The organism is Maribacter sp. BPC-D8 (genome assembly GCF_035207705.1).
GTDB lineage: Bacteria > Bacteroidota > Bacteroidia > Flavobacteriales > Flavobacteriaceae > Maribacter.
In genome coordinates this window covers 203,034-223,101 of the sequence record NZ_CP128187.1, presented here as the reverse complement: position 1 = coordinate 223,101, position 20,068 = coordinate 203,034, and the positions used below count along the sequence as shown (strand labels likewise).

At 38.7% G+C, this 20,068-nt stretch carries 7 protein-coding genes; all 7 read right to left on the bottom strand.

Translation table 11 applies throughout. The annotated features are described in order from the left end of the window. Position 1: 1 nt before the first annotated feature. On the bottom strand, positions 2–964 hold the full coding sequence (locus QSV08_RS00875) for a type I phosphomannose isomerase catalytic subunit (RefSeq protein WP_324028338.1): 963 nt from the start codon (positions 962–964) through the stop codon (positions 2–4). 81 nt (positions 965–1,045) lie between these two features. Beyond that, the gene (locus QSV08_RS00870) at positions 1,046–1,453 is read right to left on the bottom strand and encodes a 6-pyruvoyl trahydropterin synthase family protein (protein WP_324025742.1); all 408 of its coding nucleotides are present in this window, start codon (positions 1,451–1,453) and stop codon (positions 1,046–1,048) included. Beyond that, the gene (gene idi / locus QSV08_RS00865; RefSeq protein WP_324025741.1) at positions 1,453–1,983 is read right to left on the bottom strand and encodes an isopentenyl-diphosphate Delta-isomerase; all 531 of its coding nucleotides are present in this window, start codon (positions 1,981–1,983) and stop codon (positions 1,453–1,455) included. Before idi ends, QSV08_RS00870 begins: the two co-directional genes overlap by 1 nt. Before the next feature lie 60 nt (positions 1,984–2,043). After that, positions 2,044–2,997, bottom strand: a complete 954-nt coding sequence (locus tag QSV08_RS00860) for a type IX secretion system membrane protein PorP/SprF (RefSeq protein WP_324025740.1) — start codon at positions 2,995–2,997, stop codon at positions 2,044–2,046. Positions 2,998–3,002: 5 nt separating this feature from the next. Next, on the bottom strand, positions 3,003–5,024 hold the full coding sequence (locus tag QSV08_RS00855) for a gliding motility-associated C-terminal domain-containing protein (RefSeq protein WP_324025739.1): 2,022 nt from the start codon (positions 5,022–5,024) through the stop codon (positions 3,003–3,005). Positions 5,025–5,056: 32 nt separating this feature from the next. Beyond that, positions 5,057–15,355: a beta strand repeat-containing protein gene (locus QSV08_RS00850; RefSeq protein WP_324025738.1), complete on the bottom strand. Its 10,299-nt coding sequence runs from the start codon at positions 15,353–15,355 to the stop codon at positions 5,057–5,059. A gap of 453 nt (positions 15,356–15,808) precedes the next feature. Then, entirely contained in the window at positions 15,809–20,020 is a 4,212-nt protein-coding gene (locus QSV08_RS00845) for an FG-GAP-like repeat-containing protein (protein WP_324025737.1), read from the bottom strand. Positions 20,021–20,068 lie beyond the last annotated feature (48 nt).

Below are 20,068 nucleotides of genomic sequence, written 5' to 3'. Positions count from 1 at the left end.
CTTAAATAGTAACTTCTAATAGTTTTGCACCGGTAGACTTTAAAGAAATCTTCTGTGTTGAAGCAGGTAATAATGCCGTTTCTCCACTTTTTATAGAGACTTCTCCTTCAGCAGTACTGATTTTAGCCTCACCACCAACACACATAAATATTGTAAATGAATCTCTTTGTGTAGTGTCTAAATCTAAATTCTCTGTAAGCTCTATGAAGTTAGTTTTGAAATAAGGACAATCTACCATGGTATTCACCTCATTCTTTTCATGACCGTAAGAAACTTTAAAATCGTCTTTCTTCTCGTAATCAACGGCATCTAGTGCTAGTTCTGTATGTAATTCTCGAAGGTTACCATCTTTATCTTTTCTATTAAAATCAAAAACACGATAGGTAACATCAGATGTTTGTTGAATTTCTGCCAACATCACCCCTGCCCCAATAGCATGAATTTTACCTGTATTTATAAAAAAGGTATCACCTTCTTTAACTTCCTCATAATTAAGAAGATCAAGCAAGGTATCATTATCAATACTTTCAGCGTATTCTTCTTTGGTAACATCTTTGTTAAAACCAACAATTAGTTCTGCTTTAGGGTCAGCATCCATAATGTACCACATCTCAGTCTTACCGAAAGAATTATGACGTTCTTTCGCCAAGGCATCATTTGGGTGCAGTTGAATAGACAAATCTTGTTTGGCGTCGATAAACTTTATCAGAATAGGAAATTCTTTTCCGAAGCGTTCTACAACACTTTTACCCAAAAGCTCTTCTGCATTCGATTCTATAAGATCTTGAAGTGACTTGCCTGCTAAGCTGCCATTGGCAACAACAGAAATATCACCTTTAACCGTAGACAACTCCCAACTTTCGCCGGTAATATCACTTTCTATAGGTTTACCAAAAACTTCTTTAAGCTTGGTACCGCCCCAAAGTCTTTCTTTTAAAATTGGTCTAAATTTCAGAGGATGTATCATTGTATATCTTATTTGTTGGTCAATTAATTCAGGTTTATAACGATAATTAAGGATTTTTCTTACATTTTGCTATTTGAATTATCCAGAGAAGGTTACAAAATTTCTTGGCGTTTCATAAAGCACCACTTCTAAATCGTGTGATTTTTGAATATGTGGTCTTAACTTCTGCCATATGATTACCGAAATGTTTTCTGCTGTTGGATTTAAAGTTTTAAACTCGGGTACTTCAATATTTAAATTCTTATGGTCTAAATAGTCTTCAATCTCTACTTTGATCAGATCTTTTAACACCTTCATATCCATAACAAAACCGGTTTCAGCATCTATCTCACCAGTAACGCTTACAACTAGTTCATAATTGTGTCCGTGGAAATTAGGGTTATTACATTTACCAAAAATTTCAGTGTTCTTATTGTCGTCCCAATCTTTTCTATATAAACGATGGGCTGCGTTAAAATGTGCTTTTCTACTTACTTTTACTTTCATTATTTCGCTGGCATTTTAAATAAATGTTCGTAAAACTTATCAAAGATAATCTTAAACCAAGCCGTGTATTCCTTAGGATTATTAGAGATATCTTCTTTTATAGCCTCAGGTGACATCCATTTCCATGCCTCTACTTCATCAGGATTAATGTTTGGTTCTGCATTATAACTACCGATCATTACATGATCTAATTCATGTTCGGTTAAACCATTATCGAAAGGAGCTTTATAAATGAAGGAAAATAATTCTTTTAATTCTGCCTGAAACCCCATTTCTTCTTGAAGTCTACGTTTACCTGCTTCAATATTAGTTTCACCTACACGTTGATGACTACAACATGTATTTGTCCATAATAACGGAGAATGATATTTAGATGCCGCTCGTTGTTGCAGCATAATTTCACCGTTATCATTTGTAATAAATACTGAGAATGCCCTATGCAAAACTGCCTTTTCATGGGCTTCCATTTTGGCCATAGTGCCTATTTGCTCGTTATTTTCGTTTACGAGAATTACCTGTTCTTCCTTCATTAGGTAAAAATAAGGCGTTTTAGGTATTTTACGTAATGATGAATATATAAAAAGAAAAATCTAGAAGAAACGAGGAGATTTTAAGTTGTTCTTGGTCATAATGAAATCGTATCTGAAAATGATTTCAAAAGAGCCATCATTGAAAGCAGTATTACCAAGGTCTGTAGTTTCCTTATCATACGCTAAACCAATTAAGAATTTATTAGATACATTGAAACCTACCATACCACTAAATGCGGCATCCCATCTGTAGGCAGCTCCTAAAATAAACTTTTCGTTAAACATAAAGTTTGCCGATAAATCTAATTGTAAGGGTGCTCCTTGTACCACCTTGGTAAGCAATGCCGGTTTAAACTTTACAGACTCATTCAAATCCCAAACATAACCAGTTATTAAATAAAGGTTCATTTGTTCTTTAGCCGTAGAAAGGTTGGTTTCTTGAAAATGTGATGTTTCTAAAAATCGAGGTACGGATAAACCTGCATAGAATCTTTCGGTATGATAATAAATACCCGCTCCAATATTTGGTGAAAGTCTATTATCGATATCTTGTTGTAAGGTTGGATCTGTTGTATACTGGTTTAATTCTGAAAACCTAACATCTAATAAGTTAGCGCTGGCTTTCAATCCGAAACTTAATCTACCTTCTTCCGATGTCCATACCGTATATGAGAAATCAATATCAAAATTAGTTTCTGAAGTGGGCCCTATTTCGTCATTAACTATCGACAAGCCTAAACCTACACCTCTATACCCAATAGGTGAATGCACATTAATAGTTTGCGTAGTTGGCGCACCATCTAAACCTACCCATTGAGAACGATGCAAAGCACCCATACTAATATGCCCTCTAGAACCCGCGTATGCAGGGTTTACACTTATAGTATTATACATATACTGTGTATACTGTGCATCTTGCTGCCCATAAGAAAATACTCCAAAACAAACTGCCACTATAGCAACAGCTCGTTTTAGAAAATTCTTTTTAAGTATGGTTATATATGTGTTCAACATTCTTATTATCTATTTATATATATGTAACCAGACAAGGTTTTTGTTTCTCCGTTCGGTAATTCATAATCTAGAATATAGAAATATGTACCTACTGGTAATTTACTGTCCATATCAACGGTTACCCTACCTTCAGACGTTCCATCAAAGACATTACCTTCGGTATCATATGCTTTTGTCATATACACCGCAATACCCCATCTGTTATAGACTTTCAATGTATTGTTCGGGTAATTCTGTAAACCGTCTATTCTAAGAACATCATGAATGCCATCACCATTAGGTGTAATAACGTTGAAAATTTCAATTTCTTCTTCTAGCTGACCTAAATCTGAATCTAAGTAGTTTGGTATACCATCATCGTCAGAATCATCATCAACGTAATCTCCATTAAGGTTGACGTCTTCATCTCTTGTTTCGATACCATCATCGTCATCATCGGTATCTCTATAATCTGATTCTTCATCACTATCTGTATTTGGCAATTGTGCGTATGGATCATCTATTTCATCATTGACGTCAATATCAACTGAAATTGCACCTTCATAGCCATCATCTAGACCGTCATTGTCCTTATCTGAACCAATCATAACAACATCTGCAATACCATCATGATCATAGTCATGAGCTTCGATTGCATCTAACACATTATCGTTATCACTATCCTCATCTAAATAATCAGGTAGATTATCTCCATCTGTATCCACAGGGAATAATCCAGTTAAACCATTAGCTTCATACGCATCATCTAACCCGTTGGTATTCGCGTCGATCCCTGAAGGCGGAATGTAATCTGCCGTCGCTTGAGCTTCAACATTATCTGGTATACCATCACCATCTGCATCGATATCTAAATAATCTGGGAAGCCGTCACCATCAGAATCTGTTGGATCGGTAGATGGGTCATTATCGCCATCTAAATTAAGATCTTCAAAGCTATCAACGATACCATCATCATCACTATCCATATCAACACCTAAAGGATTGATAAGAATTGTTATGGTCGATGTACTACAGTTGCCAACAGCATCACAAACAGTATAATCAAAAGCATCTGTGCCTAAGTAATTATTATTCGGGAAGTATGTCGGAATATCATCGGATGGATCATTCGGTGTACCATTATCATCAACAGTTACCGAACCATTCGTTGGTTGCGTTACGCTAAACGTACCATCTGTAGGTAAATCATTATCGTTTACCTGCCAAGTATCTATAGCTGTAATTGCATTGATATCAATAGCGATAGAATCATCGTTAGTATCTAATATTGGCAATACCTCTATGGTTACCGTAGCGGTACTACAATCACCATAAGCATTACAAATTGTATAATCGAAAGTGTCTGTACCGTTAAAATCTTCATCAGGAGTATAAGTAACAATATCATCCAACGGATTGTTTGGTGTACCACCATCATCAATTGTTACCGTACCATTTGCCGGATCTGTGGTTGTTAAAGCACCTACATCTGGTAAATCGGCATCATTGCCATAAATATCTATAATAACCGGTACTTCTTCATCTGTAGTTACCAAGTCATCTTCTAAATCTGCAGCTTCAGGTAAACACACTACCGTGAAATTTGGTAGACTAAAAGTATTACCTGCTTTTGTAACCATTGCCGTATATCTTACCACAGCATCGGTAGCAATAACCATGGGGCTTAATTGATCACCAGGTAATGGCGGACTCCAACTTACCGAAGCAGTGCTTGGTACGTTAGAAGTAATATCCATCGTTACTTCATTATCTGGATTATTACAATCGGTTACAATAAAGTAACCTGTTGCATTAGAACCACATAAGGTACCATCGTATGTTGCAAAGTAAATACCTGGTTGGGTTACTTCGTAAAAAGAATCTGTACCTAGTACCGTTGCCGTATCTGAAGCTTCATACCAACGAAAGTTATTTTGATCACTATCCGTAGGTGCCTGAAGTAAGAACTGGGCATTAGATACCAATACCCCCAGTATCGTAGTAACGATACTGAGAAATATGGTTTTATATATATGCGTTTTTTTCAAATCGATTTGGAATCTATGCTTTAATTAGCTAATTATTTAACTACAAATACCACATTTATTAATGTATTATAGTCAGTAGGCGCTGCAATAACATCATATTGCATAATACCTGTTGCACTAACTGTTACATTGGCAAATACTGTAGTATCATAATACGTAACATAGTAGTATAACTCAGTGTTTGTATACGTTGGTATTGCTCCCGGTGCACCTGCACTACTAACTGCTGGAGTACCATATTGACTAATATATTCATCATGTAAATCTATTGTTCTTCCCGTACCTGTTGTTGCTACATCAACTTCTATAGAAGGTGGATAAAATATACGTGCCGCTTTAGATGTTATAGGTGCAATTGCTTGAATTACTTCTTCTACCGTAGTTTCATTGGTAGGAGATGCTACACCACCCTCATCAACATCAATTGGAGTCCTCAATAATACTTCATCATCAAATTGATCATCTGTATTCGCCAATGAAGCCAAACTAACCGTTTGAGAAGAACCATCTTCTATACCTACCGTCAATGTTGTGCCCGATAAACCTAAGTTTTTGATGCTTTGATTATCTGCTAGTGCTGCTAAACTTACCGTATCAGAACTACCGTCTTCAATACCTACCGTTAAAGTATTACCTGAAAATGTTAGATTTCTAATACTTTGGTTATCAGTCCCTGAATTATCTAAATGAGATAGATTAACAGTTTGACTATTACCATCTTCAATACCAACCGTAAGCACATTTGAACTTGTATTTATTGCAAGGTTTTCAATATTTTGATTATCGCTACTCGCTGGGAAATTAACTTCTAAGTCGTAATCATTTCCTGAAGGTGTTAAAGTAATAGAACCATCACTAGACGTTAAAGTCTGAATCTCGTTCGTTGCATTTGAATCGGCATCATTTACATTTAAAGTAATTGCATTACCTCCAGTAATTGATATTTGACCAGCTGTACCTGTTGTTGCTAATGTTTGATCATCAGTTGCAGGATCACCTGCTGGACCTGTTGCGCCTGGTGCGCCATTAGTACCATTCGTTCCGTTTGTTCCATCTGCTCCGTCTGCTCCCGGCGCACCTGTTGCCCCATCGGCACCGTTCGTTCCATTAGTCCCATCTGCTCCCGGAGCACCTGTTGCCCCATCGGCACCGTTCGTTCCGTTTATTCCATCGGCTCCATCTGCTCCCGGAGCACCTGTCGCCCCATCGGCACCGTTCGTTCCATTAGTCCCATCTGCTCCCGGAGCACCTGTTGCCCCATCGGCACCGTTCGTTCCGTTTATTCCATCGGCTCCATCTGCTCCCGGAGCACCTGTCGCCCCATCGGCACCGTTCGTTCCATTAGTCCCATCTGCTCCCGGAGCACCTGTTGCCCCATCGGCACCGTTCGTTCCATTAGTCCCATCTGCTCCCGGAGCACCTGTCGCCCCATCGGCACCGTTCGTTCCGTTTGTTCCATCTGCTCCCGGAGCACCTGTTGCCCCATCGGCACCGTTCGTTCCGTTTATTCCATCGGCTCCGTCTGCTCCCGGAGCACCTGTTGCCCCATCGGCACCGTTCGTTCCGTTTGTTCCATCGGCTCCGTCTGCTCCCGGAGCACCTGTTGCCCCATCGGCACCGTTCGTTCCGTTTGTTCCATCGGCTCCGTCTGCTCCCGGCGCACCTGTTGCCCCATCGGCACCGTTTGTTCCGTTTATTCCATCGGCTCCGTCTGCTCCCGGAGCACCTGTTGCCCCATCGGCACCGTTTGTTCCGTTTATTCCATCGGCTCCGTCTGCTCCCGGCGCACCTGTTGCCCCATCGGCACCGTTTGTTCCATCCGCTCCCGGAGCACCTGTTGCCCCATCGGTACCGTTTGTTCCGTTTATTCCATCGGCTCCGTCTGCTCCCGGCGCACCTGTTGCCCCATCGGCACCGTTTGTTCCATCCGCTCCCGGAGCACCTGTTGCCCCATCGGTACCGTTCGTTCCATCTGCTCCCGGAGCACCTGTTGCCCCATCGGCACCGTTCGTTCCGTTTGTTCCATCGGCTCCGTCTGCTCCCGGCGCACCTGTTGCCCCATCGGCACCGTTCGTTCCGTTCGTTCCATCGGCTCCGTCTACTCCCGGAGCACCTGTTGCCCCATCGGCACCGTTCGTTCCGTTTATTCCATCGGCTCCCGGAGCACCTGTTGCCCCATCGGCACCGTTCGTTCCGTTCGTTCCGTTTGTTCCATTCGTACCGTTTGTTCCTGCAGTTCCCTGAGGTCCTGTTAAGTCGGATGTTGTAAATGTGGAACCGTCATCGTAAGTCAATGTAAATGTTCCATCTCCATTATCCAAAGTAGAAGCTATTCCGTTCCCATCATCGCCATCTGTACCGTTCGTACCATTGGTTCCTGCAGTTCCCTGTGGACCTGTATCTGCATCAACCCATGTATATGTTCCCGAACCGTCTGTGGACAAAACTTGTCCGTTAGTACCACCTATTGGTAATTCTATTTCGTTAAATGGATTGTTATCTGCATCGTCTACATTATCGATTCCATCATTATCTAAAATGATAGATCCTCCATCTGCTAATGCAACCGTTGATGTTCCATCACCATTATTTGTTATTGTTGATGCTTGGAATGATACAGGTGCTCCGCTTTCATTTGTATACGTAAAGCTACCATCTCCATTATCCGCAAGGGTTGTTACAGTTTCTGATATTGTTACAGAAGCTACATTTAAATACAATGCACCATCTGTACCAAAGGCTAAATCGTTATTAGCATTAGTACTGATAAGATTAACCGATTCAGTTCCGCCACCATCGGTAATTTCTAAACTACCGTCTGTAATAGCACTTCCTGTGTTGTATTCGTTTCCGATTTCTGAATCCGCATCATCAACATTATCTACTCCGTCGTTATCTACAGTGATTGTTCCTCCATCGGCTAAAACAATTGTGGATGTTCCATCTAAATTATCGGTAATTGTTGACGCTCTAAACAATACTGGAGTACCGCTTTCATTTGTATAGGTAAAACTACCATCACCATTATCTACCAATGTAGTTACCGTATTGTTGGTATCTACTACTGCTGAGTTTCCTGAGTCATCTGTGATTGTAAATGTTCCATCACCGTTATCTAAAACCGTAGAACGTTTAGCGTCAAATGTAGTTACTACTCCGTCTTCATTTGTATAGGTAAATGTTCCGTCTGCATTATCTACTAAAGTCGATAATGTTTCCGTAAATGTCGTTACTGTACCATCTTCTGATGTGTACGTGAAACTACCATCACCATTATTAACTAAGGTTGTTACTGTATTGTTGGTATCTACGGTTGCTGAGTTTCCTGAGTCATCTGTGATTGTAAATGTACCATCACCATTATCTAATACTGTTGAACGTTTAGCGTCAAATGTAGTTACTACTCCGTCTTCATTTGTATAGGTAAATGTTCCGTCTGCATTATCTACTAAAGTCGATAATGTTTCCGTAAATGTCGTTACTGTACCATCTTCTGATGTGTACGTGAAACTACCATCACCATTATTTACCAATGTAGTTACCGTATTGTTGGTATCTACTATTGCCGAGTTACCTGAATCATCTGTGATTGTAAATGTTCCATCTCCATTATCTAATACCGTAGAACGTTTTGCATCAAATGCCGTTACTACACCATCTTCATTTGTGTATGTAAATGTTCCGTCTGCATTATCTACTAGTGTAGATAGTGTCTCTGTAAATGTTGTTACCGTACCATCTTCTGATGTGTACGTGAAACTACCATCACCATTATTTACCAATGTAGTTACCGTATTGTTGGTATCTACTACTGCTGAGTTACCAGAGTCATCTGTGATTGTAAATGTTCCATCACCGTTATCTAATACTGTTGAACGCTTTGCATCAAATGTCGTCGTTACTCCGTCTTCATTAGTGTATGTAAATGTTCCGTCCGCGTTGTCTACTAAAGTTGATAACGTTTCTGTAAATGTCGTTACTGTACCATCTTCTGATGTATACGTGAAACTACCATCACCATTGTCTACCAATGTAGTTACCGTATTGTTAGTATCTACTACTGCCGAGTTTCCTGAATCGTCCGTGATTGTAAAAGTACCATCGCCATTATCTAAAACTGTAGAACGCTTAGCATCGAATGTAGTTACTACTCCGTCTTCATTAGTGTATGTAAATGTTCCGTCCGCATTATCTACTAAAGTTGATAATGTTTCTGTAAATGTTGTTACCGTACCATCTTCTGATGTGTACGTAAAACTACCATCTCCATTATTTACCAATGTAGTTACCGTATTGTTGGTATCTACTGTTGCTGAGTTTCCTGAATCGTCCGTGATTGTGAATGTACCATCTCCATTATCTAAAACTGTAGAACGCTTAGCATCGAATGTAGTTACTACTCCGTCTTCATTAGTGTATGTAAATGTTCCGTCCGCATTGTCTAATAAAGTTGATAATGTTTCTGTAAATGTTGCTACCGTACCATCTTCTGATGTATACGTGAAACTACCATCACCATTATTAACTAAGGTTGTTACTGTATTGTTAGTATCTACTGTTGCTGAGTTTCCTGAATCATCTGTGATTGTAAATGTTCCGTCTCCGTTATCTAATACGGTAGAACGTTTAGCATCAAATATAGTTACAACTCCGTCTTCATTTGTATATGTAAATGTTCCGTCTGCATTGTCTACTAAAGTTGATAATGTTTCTGTAAATGTTGTTACTGTACCATCTTCTGATGTATACGTGAAACTACCATCACCATTGTCTACCAATGTAGTTACCGTATTGTTAGTATCTACTACTGCCGAGTTTCCTGAATCGTCCGTGATTGTAAAAGTACCATCGCCATTATCTAAAACTGTAGAACGTTTTGCATCGAATGTAGTTACTACGCCATCTTCATTGGTATAGGTAAATGTTCCGTCCGCATTGTCTACTAAAGTTGATAATGTTTCATCAATTGTAACAGATGCTACATTTAAGTATAAACCACCATCTGTTCCAACTTGGATATCATTATTAGCATTAGCACTTACCAAACCTAAAGTTTGAGAAGAACCTGTACCATCTGTATATGTTATAGTACCATCGTTATTATTAACTAATGATCCTGCAACCTGATTTGTATCAATAGTTGCAGCATTACCAGAGTCATCCGTGATCGTAAAAGTACCATCGCCATTATCTAAAACTGTAGAACGCTTTGCATCGAATGTAGTTACTATGCCATCTTCATTTGTATACGTAAATGTTCCGTCAGCATTATCTACTAAAGTTGATAATGTTTCTGTGAATGTTGTTACTGTACCATCTTCTGATGTATACGTGAAACTACCATCACCATTATTAACTAAGGTTGTTACTGTATTGTTAGTATCTATTGTTGCGGAATTTCCTGAATCATCTGTGATTGTAAATGTTCCGTCTCCGTTATCTAATACGGTAGAACGCTTAGCATCGAATGTAGTTACAACTCCGTCTTCATTTGTATATGTAAATGTTCCGTCTGCATTATCTACTAAAGTTGATAATGTTTCTGTAAATGTTGTTACTGTACCATCTTCTGATGTATACGTGAAACTACCATCTCCATTATTAACTAAGGTTGTTACTGTATTGTTAGTATCTACTGTTGCTGAGTTTCCTGAATCGTCCGTGATTGTAAATGTACCATCTCCATTATCTAAAACTGTAGAACGCTTAGCATCGAATGTAGTTACTACTCCGTCTTCATTAGTGTATGTAAATGTTCCGTCCGCATTATCTACTAAAGTTGATAATGTTTCTGTAAATGTTGTTACCGTACCATCTTCTGATGTGTACGTGAAACTACCATCTCCATTATTTACCAATGTAGTTACCGTATTGTTGGTATCTACTGTTGCTGAGTTTCCTGAATCATCTGTGATTGTAAATGTTCCGTCTCCGTTATCTAATACGGTAGAACGTTTAGCATCAAATATAGTTACAACTCCGTCTTCATTAGTGTATGTAAATGTTCCGTCCGCATTGTCTACTAAAGTTGATAATGTTTCTGTAAATGTTGTTACTGTACCATCTTCTGATGTATACGTGAAACTACCATCACCATTGTCTACCAATGTAGTTACCGTATTGTTAGTATCTACTACTGCCGAGTTACCAGAATCATCTGTGATTGTGAATGTACCATCTCCATTATCTAAAACTGTAGAACGCTTAGCATCGAATGTAGTTACTACTCCGTCTTCATTAGTGTATGTAAATGTTCCGTCCGCATTATCTACTAAAGTTGATAATGTTTCTGTAAATGTTGTTACCGTACCATCTTCTGATGTGTACGTGAAACTACCATCTCCATTATTTACCAATGTAGTTACCGTATTGTTGGTATCTACTGTTGCTGAGTTTCCTGAATCATCTGTGATTGTAAATGTTCCGTCTCCGTTATCTAATACGGTAGAACGTTTAGCATCAAATATAGTTACAACTCCGTCTTCATTAGTGTATGTAAATGTTCCGTCCGCATTGTCTACTAAAGTTGATAATGTTTCTGTAAATGTTGTTACTGTACCATCTTCTGATGTATACGTGAAACTACCATCACCATTGTCTACCAATGTAGTTACCGTATTGTTAGTATCTACTACTGCCGAGTTACCAGAATCATCTGTGATTGTGAATGTACCATCTCCATTATCTAAAACCGTAGAACGCTTAGCATCGAATGTAGTTACAACTCCGTCTTCATTTGTATATGTAAATGTTCCGTCTGCATTGTCTACTAAAGTTGATAATGTTTCTGTAAATGTTGTTACTGTACCATCTTCTGATGTATACGTGAAACTACCATCACCATTATTAACTAAGGTTGTTACTGTATTGTTAGTATCTACTGTTGCTGAGTTTCCTGAATCATCCGTAATGGTAAAAGTTCCATCGCCATTATCTAAAACTGTAGAACGTTTAGCGTCAAATGTAGTTACTACTCCGTCTTCATTTGTATATGTAAATGTTCCGTCTGCATTATCTACTAAAGTTGATAATGTTTCTGTAAAAGTAGTTACCGTACCATTTTCTGAGGTATAGGTAAAGCTACCGTCTCCATTATCAACCAATGTGGTTACCGTATTGTTTGTATCTACTACTGCCGAGTTTCCTGAATCATCTGTGATCGTAAAAGTACCATCGCCATTATCTAATACGGTAGAACGTTTAGCATCAAATATAGTTACTACGCCATCTTCATTTGTATAGGTAAATGTTCCGTCTGCATTGTCTGTTAGAGATGTGATAGTTTCTGAAATCGTTACCGAAGCTACATTTAAGTATAAACCACCATCTGCTCCAACTTGAATATCATTATTTGCAACATTACTTACTAAATCTATAGTTTGATCTACTCCATCTTCATTAGTATACGTGATAGTTCCGTCATTATTATTAACAATATTGGTCAAGGTCTCCAGATCAGTTACATCGATAATGGTATCAACGCCATCTTCATCAGTATACGTAAACGTACCGTCCGTGTTGGCCACTACCGTAGTCAACGCTTCCAGGTTCGCTACGATAGCCGTTAGATCCAATTGCGTAACTACGCCGTCCTCATCCGTATAATCGATATTCGTATTGTCCGCATTTAAAGCGATTGTCGTCAAGGTCTCCAAATCGGTAACATCGATAATCGTATCAACGCCATCTTCATCGGTATACGTAAACGTACCGTCCGTGTTGGCTACTACCGTAGTCAACGCTTCCAAGTTCGCAACGATCGCAGATAGATCCAATTGCGTAACTATGCCGTCTTCATCAGTATAATCGATATTCGTATTATCCGCATTTAAAGCGATTGTCGTCAAGGTCTCCAAATCGGTAACATCGATAATCGTATCAACGCCATCTTCATCTGTATACGTAAACGTACCGTCCGTATTGGCTACTACCGTAGTCAATGCTTCCAAGTTCGCTACGATTGCAGATAAATCTAACTGGGTTACCAATCCGTCTTCATCAGTATAATCGATATTCGTATTATCCGCATTTAAAGCGATTGTTGTCAAAGTCTCTAGATCCGCTACATCGATAATCGTATCAATACCATCTTCATCGGTATATGTGAACGTTCCGTCCGTGTTGGCCACTACCGTAGTCAACGCTTCCAGGTTCGCTACGATCGCAGATAGATCTAATTGGGTTACCAATCCGTCTTCATCAGTATAATCTATATTCGTATCATCCGCATTTAAAGCGATTGTTGTCAAAGTCTCTAGATCCGCTACATCGATAATCGTATCAACGCCATCTTCATCTGTATACGTAAACGTACCGTCCGTATTGGCTACCACTGTAGTCAATGCTTCCAAGTTCGCTACGATCGCAGATAGATCTAATTGGGTTACCAATCCGTCTTCATCAGTATAATCGATATTCGTATCATCCGCATTTAAAGTGATTGTTGTCAAGGTCTCTAGATCGGTAACATCGATAATCGTATCAACGCCATCTTCATCAGTATATGTGAACGTACCATCCGTATTGGCTACTACCGTAGTCAAAGCTTCCAAGTTCGCTACGATTGCCGATAGATCCAATTGCGTAACTACACCATCTTCATCCGTATAATCGATATTCGTATTATCCGCATTTAAAGCGATTGTTGTCAATGTCTCCAGATCCGTTACATCGATAATTGTATCAACGCCATCTTCATCGGTATATGTGAACGTTCCGTCCGTGTTGGCCACTACCGTAGTCAACGCTTCCAGGTTCGCTACGATCGCAGATAAATCTAATTGGGTTACCAATCCGTCTTCATCCGTATAATCGATATTCGTATCATCCGCATTTAAAGCGATTGTTGTCAAAGTCTCTAGATCCGCTACATCGATAATCGTATCAACGCCATCTTCATCTGTATACGTAAACGTACCGTCCGTATTGGCTACCACTGTAGTCAATGCTTCCAAGTTCGCTACGATCGCAGATAGATCTAATTGGGTTACCAATCCGTCTTCATCAGTATAATCGATATTCGTATCATCCGCATTTAAAGCGATTGTTGTCAAGGTCTCTAGATCGGTAACATCGATAATCGTATCAACGCCATCTTCATCAGTATATGTGAACGTACCATCCGTATTGGCTACTACCGTAGTCAAAGCTTCCAAGTTCGCTACGATAGCCGATAGATCCAATTGCGTAACTACACCATCTTCATCCGTATAATCGATATTCGTATTATCCGCATTTAAAGCGATTGTTGTCAATGTCTCCAGATCCGTTACATCGATAATTGTATCAACGCCATCTTCATCAGTATATGTGAACGTACCGTCAGTATTGGCTACTACCGTAGTCAATGCTTCCAAGTTCGCTACGATTGCCGATAGATCCAATTGCGTAACTACACCATCTTCATCCGTATAATCGATATTTGTATTATCCGCATTTAAAGCGATTGTTGTCAATGTCTCTAGATCCGTTACATCGATGATTGTATCAACGCCATCTTCATCCGTATATGTGAACGTACCGTCCGTATTGGCTACTACCGTAGTCAACGCTTCCAAGTTCGCAACGATTGCCGATAGATCTAATTGGGTTACCAATCCGTCTTCATCCGTATAATCGATATTCGTATTATCCGCATTTAAAGCGATTGTTGTCAATGTTTCTAAATCAGTTACATCGATAATTGTATCAATGCCATCTTCATCCGTATATGTGAACGTACCGTCCGTATTGGCTACCACTGTAGTCAACGCTTCCAAGTTCGCTACGATCGCAGATAGATCTAATTGCGTAACTACACCATCTTCATCAGTATAATCGATATTCGTATTGTCCGCATTTAAAGCGATTGTTGTCAAAGTCTCTAGATCCGTTACATCGATGATCGTATCAACGCCATCTTCATCGGTATACGTAAACGTACCGTCCGTATTGGTAATAATAGTAGTTAAGGTTTCCACTAGATTAAGACTCGATAAATCTGCAGTTACTATATTACCATTTTCGATTTCTAGAGATAAGATATTCGTCAAGGCATCAAAAGTGAAATTTTGTAATTGCTGATCATCCGTAGATGTTAACTCCCATGTAGTTCCATTCCAATAGTAAATAGTTCCGGTATCTGTATTTACATACAGATCTCCTAAATCTGCACCTGCCGGAGTTGCGACTCCGGGTGCTGATACATCGGTACCCTGCAGTACTTCACAATTACATTGGTCTTCTAAAGTCACAGTGGTCTGTGCCATAGAGATACCTGATATTAGTAAAGTAAATAGTACCATTATAAATTTAATGGCATTACTTAGTGTTGTATTAGTTTGACTCTTCATACTTTTAATATTCAATTTCATCTTCAATAATTCGATGGCCATATAGGTTTTTCAAAATGTTATTTCCAATGCTCGCTTATCTTAAATTTCAAAAAAGCGGATCAATGGTAATCACAACACACAAATATTGATTAAAAGTAGTGGTCCTTAAAATAAATGTTGTGTAGACCAATATTTACGCTATATACTACTATAAAGATGAGGTTTGGGTTTGTTAATTATTCATAATTAAAGATGGTTGTTCGTCGAAGATGCACTGTTGTTCAAGTACTTTTCTTAAATATGAAAAACCATAGACTTTTTATATTTTTGGTAAAATCTGCACGAATGTCCTTTTCAAAAACTTTCTATTTACGGCTGATTTTCTGGTATATTATAAATGTTTTTTTTTCGAGGAAATCATATAAAAATTCTTCTTATGTACTACTTAATTAAAAAAATATGATGTTTTTTTTAGTTCGGTTTTATACGATATGTAATTCTCTTATTTGTAATTACAGTTCTAACTTTTACAAATAGTAATGCTGCATTAGAAGCTACTTCTGCGCATGTATTACTCGAATTAGAAGCGAGTAATCTATATGAATATCCTTCCTTTTGTTTTGGTACATTCAAAACCGTCAAAGTTGAAGTTTCCGTACCTGAATACTCTGAATCATTTACCAGATTAGTATAATTTACACCGTCTATACTAACTTGCCATTGATAGTTGTCTGCATTAGTAACAGTTGATGTAAAAATTGCATCTTCTCCTGTAAATACAGTTTGATTTTGTGGTTGATCTGTAACTACTAGAGCTGTTGTAACTTGTAAAAAATCATATATACCATTAGAATCACCATCTGCTGGAGATTCATAGGATGCCGCTATAACAGATCCATCAGAATTTACTGCTGGTGAACCTGAACCATACATGCCATTATTATCAGAATCTGCAGAGGTGTTTGCGTAAGCTTCATCTGCATCATTACAACCATCGCCGTCACTATCATCATCAAGATGATTTGGTAAGCCATCGCCGTCTAAATTATTACTTCTACAAGCTGTAAAAACAAAAGCTACATCATCAAAAACCGAATACGTTTGTGAAGAGTCGTCTAATTGACCATACGCGAAAAATCTAAAGACATACTTAGTATTTGCCTCTAAATAGACCGAACCATTTGCCATATGTTGAAATGTTGCGTAGCTACCTCCATTATCTGTATGTAAAACATCTGTAGATAATGTAGACCATGCGTTCGACCCCGCTTTTTTATAAGCCGTTGCCGTACGGTACGAGTCTCCTTGATTTGGCTGATACCAACCTGATCTGATCTCTCTTAATTCAAAAGAAGAAAGCTCAGTACCTGTTGTAAAGGAAATCTCAACATACTCTCCTTTAGCTAAGGCATCTTCTTTGCTAATTGATGCTAATGGCTGAATGTGTAAATTACTGCCATTAGCATAAAAACTTGGGGTATTTAACAGCATGGCATCTGTGCTGTCTAAAATCCAATCATTTACTTCTGGTGTGTAATTGGTATCCATATTAAGGTTCCCTGCAGGACTATTCAAGGTCCATGCAAACTCATTTCTTATACTCTCTGAAGATTCATCGCAATCAGTAACACCGTCATTATCATCATCTACATCACAACCATCTGGCACACCATCATTATCACTATCAATGGCATCATCAAAATAGGGACACTTGTCATTCGCATTGTTTACCCCGTCACCATCATCATCACACAAATTTGAGGTAAAGGTATAATCTCTTGCACTACCTTTTCCTTGCCCTCCACTTACAGCGGTAGGTACACCATTGGCATCAACAGCTCCAGAAATACTGCCATCTCCGTTTAAATCTGCAAAATCTAAGCTATCATTTCCTTCCAAGGCATCAAAACATCCATCACCATCGCTATCTAAATCTAACGCATCTGGGGTGCCATCACCATCAGTATCTAAACATTGTGTTATTGGCGCTATACTAATCAAATCTATAGCTGCACCATTAGATGTACCATCTGGAATGGCATAAAATTGTATTGTTGTGGTTGTAGTGGTCGCAACAAAATTACGTTCGTAATAAAACCATTGCTTGGGTCCTCTTATACCTGCAACCAAGCCCTCTGCTGTATAATTTAGGGTTTCGTTAATAAGGTGACTATTACCCGAATCTATAATGTCTATATCTAATGTTACTGGTGCCCCCTCTTCATGCCCAATATCTTCGCCCCAATGAAAGGAGACGGTATAGGTTGTACCAATTACTGTATTTACTTCTTGAGAAATCGTATTATTTATACCTCCTGTAACATTATTATTACCAGTAACATCTACATATTGATTTCCATGATATGCTGGTGCATAAATATCTGGAGTCCAAGAAGGACTACCTAAACCTACCCAACCATCTAAATTGGTCGTGTAGTCCCAGCCTGTTAATTGATTTGAATTATATGTAGCGCCTATAAACGTTCCTGACCCATCTGTAAATCCATCTGGAAAAGCTGCCGGATCCGTAAAATCTTGCATCTCAAAAGAAGGATTGATGATTAAATTACCACAACCTTCATCAAAATCAAGAATACCATCATTATCATTATCAAGATCACATACATCATTTATTCCATCCCCATCAGTATCTATCCCTGATGGATCTGTACATCGCTCAATAATACGTACCGTAGCCGAATCACTTTTACCCAAAGAAGGACAAAGGGAGTCTGCCGAATCTGTTATAGTGTAGTCAAAACTAGTTGTACCAGGAAACGGTGTAACTCCAGTATACGTGTAGGTTACAATACCATTTTCGGCATCATCGACAACAACAGTACCGACAGGTGGCTGCGTTATGTTTTCAATTGAAAAATTTTCGCCATCTGGTTCAGAATCGTTTATAAATAGGTGAATTTGAACAGAAACAGAATTTCCATAGGCTACTCGCACTTCGTCATCTTCTGCAATAGGGGCATTAGGGTTTTCTATAGCTTCCGCATCAGTAGTAGTAAGTGTATAATGGTTTGTACCTGCAATTGTACTTGGTTGTGCAATGGCGGTGGCTACCAATCTGGAAATACCGGTTCCACTGGAAGAATCATAAAAATTGGGATAATGAACTTCTATAATATAGGTTTCATTTTCACCTAAAGGCAAACCAAAATGTACTTCTTCTGGTTGTTGCGTACCATGACCATATACTCCATTTACCTGTCGCAAACCGCTGACTATATTACCAGAACAATCTCTAATTAAAACGTTTGTTCCAATAGCTACTCTACCTAAGAAACCTCCTGTAGAGCCATTGGCACCCCTATCTTCAGTAACATCTATAAGTAGGTGGTTATTTCTATTTGCCGCAGGTAAATTATTAATATATAGTTGATTGCTATTATTATTTATATTGATATAAATATCTAAATCGCCATCATCATCAACATCTACCATGGTGGTACCCTCACCATCTCTACCTGAGTTAAATTGCTGAGAATCTAAAGAAAAACTCATTGCCGAACCACTACCTATTACCCCAGGTGCGGGTGTAGGACTATTCAGTTGATTGATGTATAAATAACTTCTACTATTACCTACCAGAATAATATCGATATCGCCATCATTATCGATATCGCCCCCAGCCAATGCATCAATTCTGGCACCTGAACTACCATTATTTAAATTACCCGGTTGTGGTAAACCAGGAAAAGACACTGCACCTAATGCCGTAAATACTCCGCCTCCATCATTTCTATGAATCTGGGTTTGTCCGTTTTCTGTCCATACAGCATCTAAATCTCCATCATTATCTAAATCCCAAAGTCCGTTACCACCTTTGTTATTATTTGCTGCTTGCCCTAAATCTGCACCATTAGAAAAATTACCACCTTGATTTAAGAAAAAGTCATTTTCATCTCGCTTACGCATAAAAATATCTACCCAACCATCATCGTTAACATCTGCCGCTGTACCATAATCACCATCTGTAGCAAATTGATTTAACCCAAACTCAGTGACCCCACTTCCATTACCTGTTGTGATATGGGTAAATAAAACATTAGGGGCTGGGTTAACTACTGTATGGCTAGTGTGGTCTATAAAATTATTTCGTAATAATTCTATACCCATATCATGATTATCAAAGAAAATATCTAAATCACCATCTCCTTCAAAATCAAAGAAACCGACTCCTTCAGAATTAACCCCTGGCACAACTATGGTCGCACCTGATCTACCTATGGTTATTGGAGCTGAACCACCTATACCATCACCAAAGGTGCCATTAGCGTTCTGAATAAAAATTTGTATTGCTTTTCTAGCATTGTTATTACCTGAAGAGTTTATTAAAAAATCTGGTCTGCCATCATTATTAATGTCTCCCCATGCAGCTTGTCTTTCTGCCCAGTCACCTAACAGACCAGGTACTAAGGTAGGTTGCACATTGGTAAACGTGTTGTTACCATTGTTACGCATTAAAAAACTTTTTACTCCGCTATTATTATTATTCTCTAGAACGAGAACATCTAAATCTCCATCATTGTCAAAATCTGACCAAGCATGACCACCATCTTTTGGTTGACCTAAATCTAAACCAAACGAAGCTGCACTTTCAGTGAAAGTTGTTTGTGCTTGTATTTTTAAACTTGATAATAAGACTATTATAATAAAGCCTATATAACTCAAATTTATCCTCTTAATAAGAGAGACCCCCATGGAAATATTTTTATAATG

Excerpts from the sequence above, each read along its gene's own strand:
- QSV08_RS00870 (WP_324025742.1), bottom strand. The coding sequence starts at position 1,453 with ATGAAAGTAAAAGTAAGTAGAAAAGCACATTTTAACGCAGCCCATCGT.
- idi (WP_324025741.1), bottom strand. The coding sequence starts at position 1,983 with ATGAAGGAAGAACAGGTAATTCTCGTAAACGAAAATAACGAGCAAATA.
- QSV08_RS00860 (WP_324025740.1), bottom strand. The coding sequence starts at position 2,997 with ATGTTGAACACATATATAACCATACTTAAAAAGAATTTTCTAAAACGA.
- QSV08_RS00850 (WP_324025738.1), bottom strand. The coding sequence starts at position 15,355 with ATGAAGAGTCAAACTAATACAACACTAAGTAATGCCATTAAATTTATA.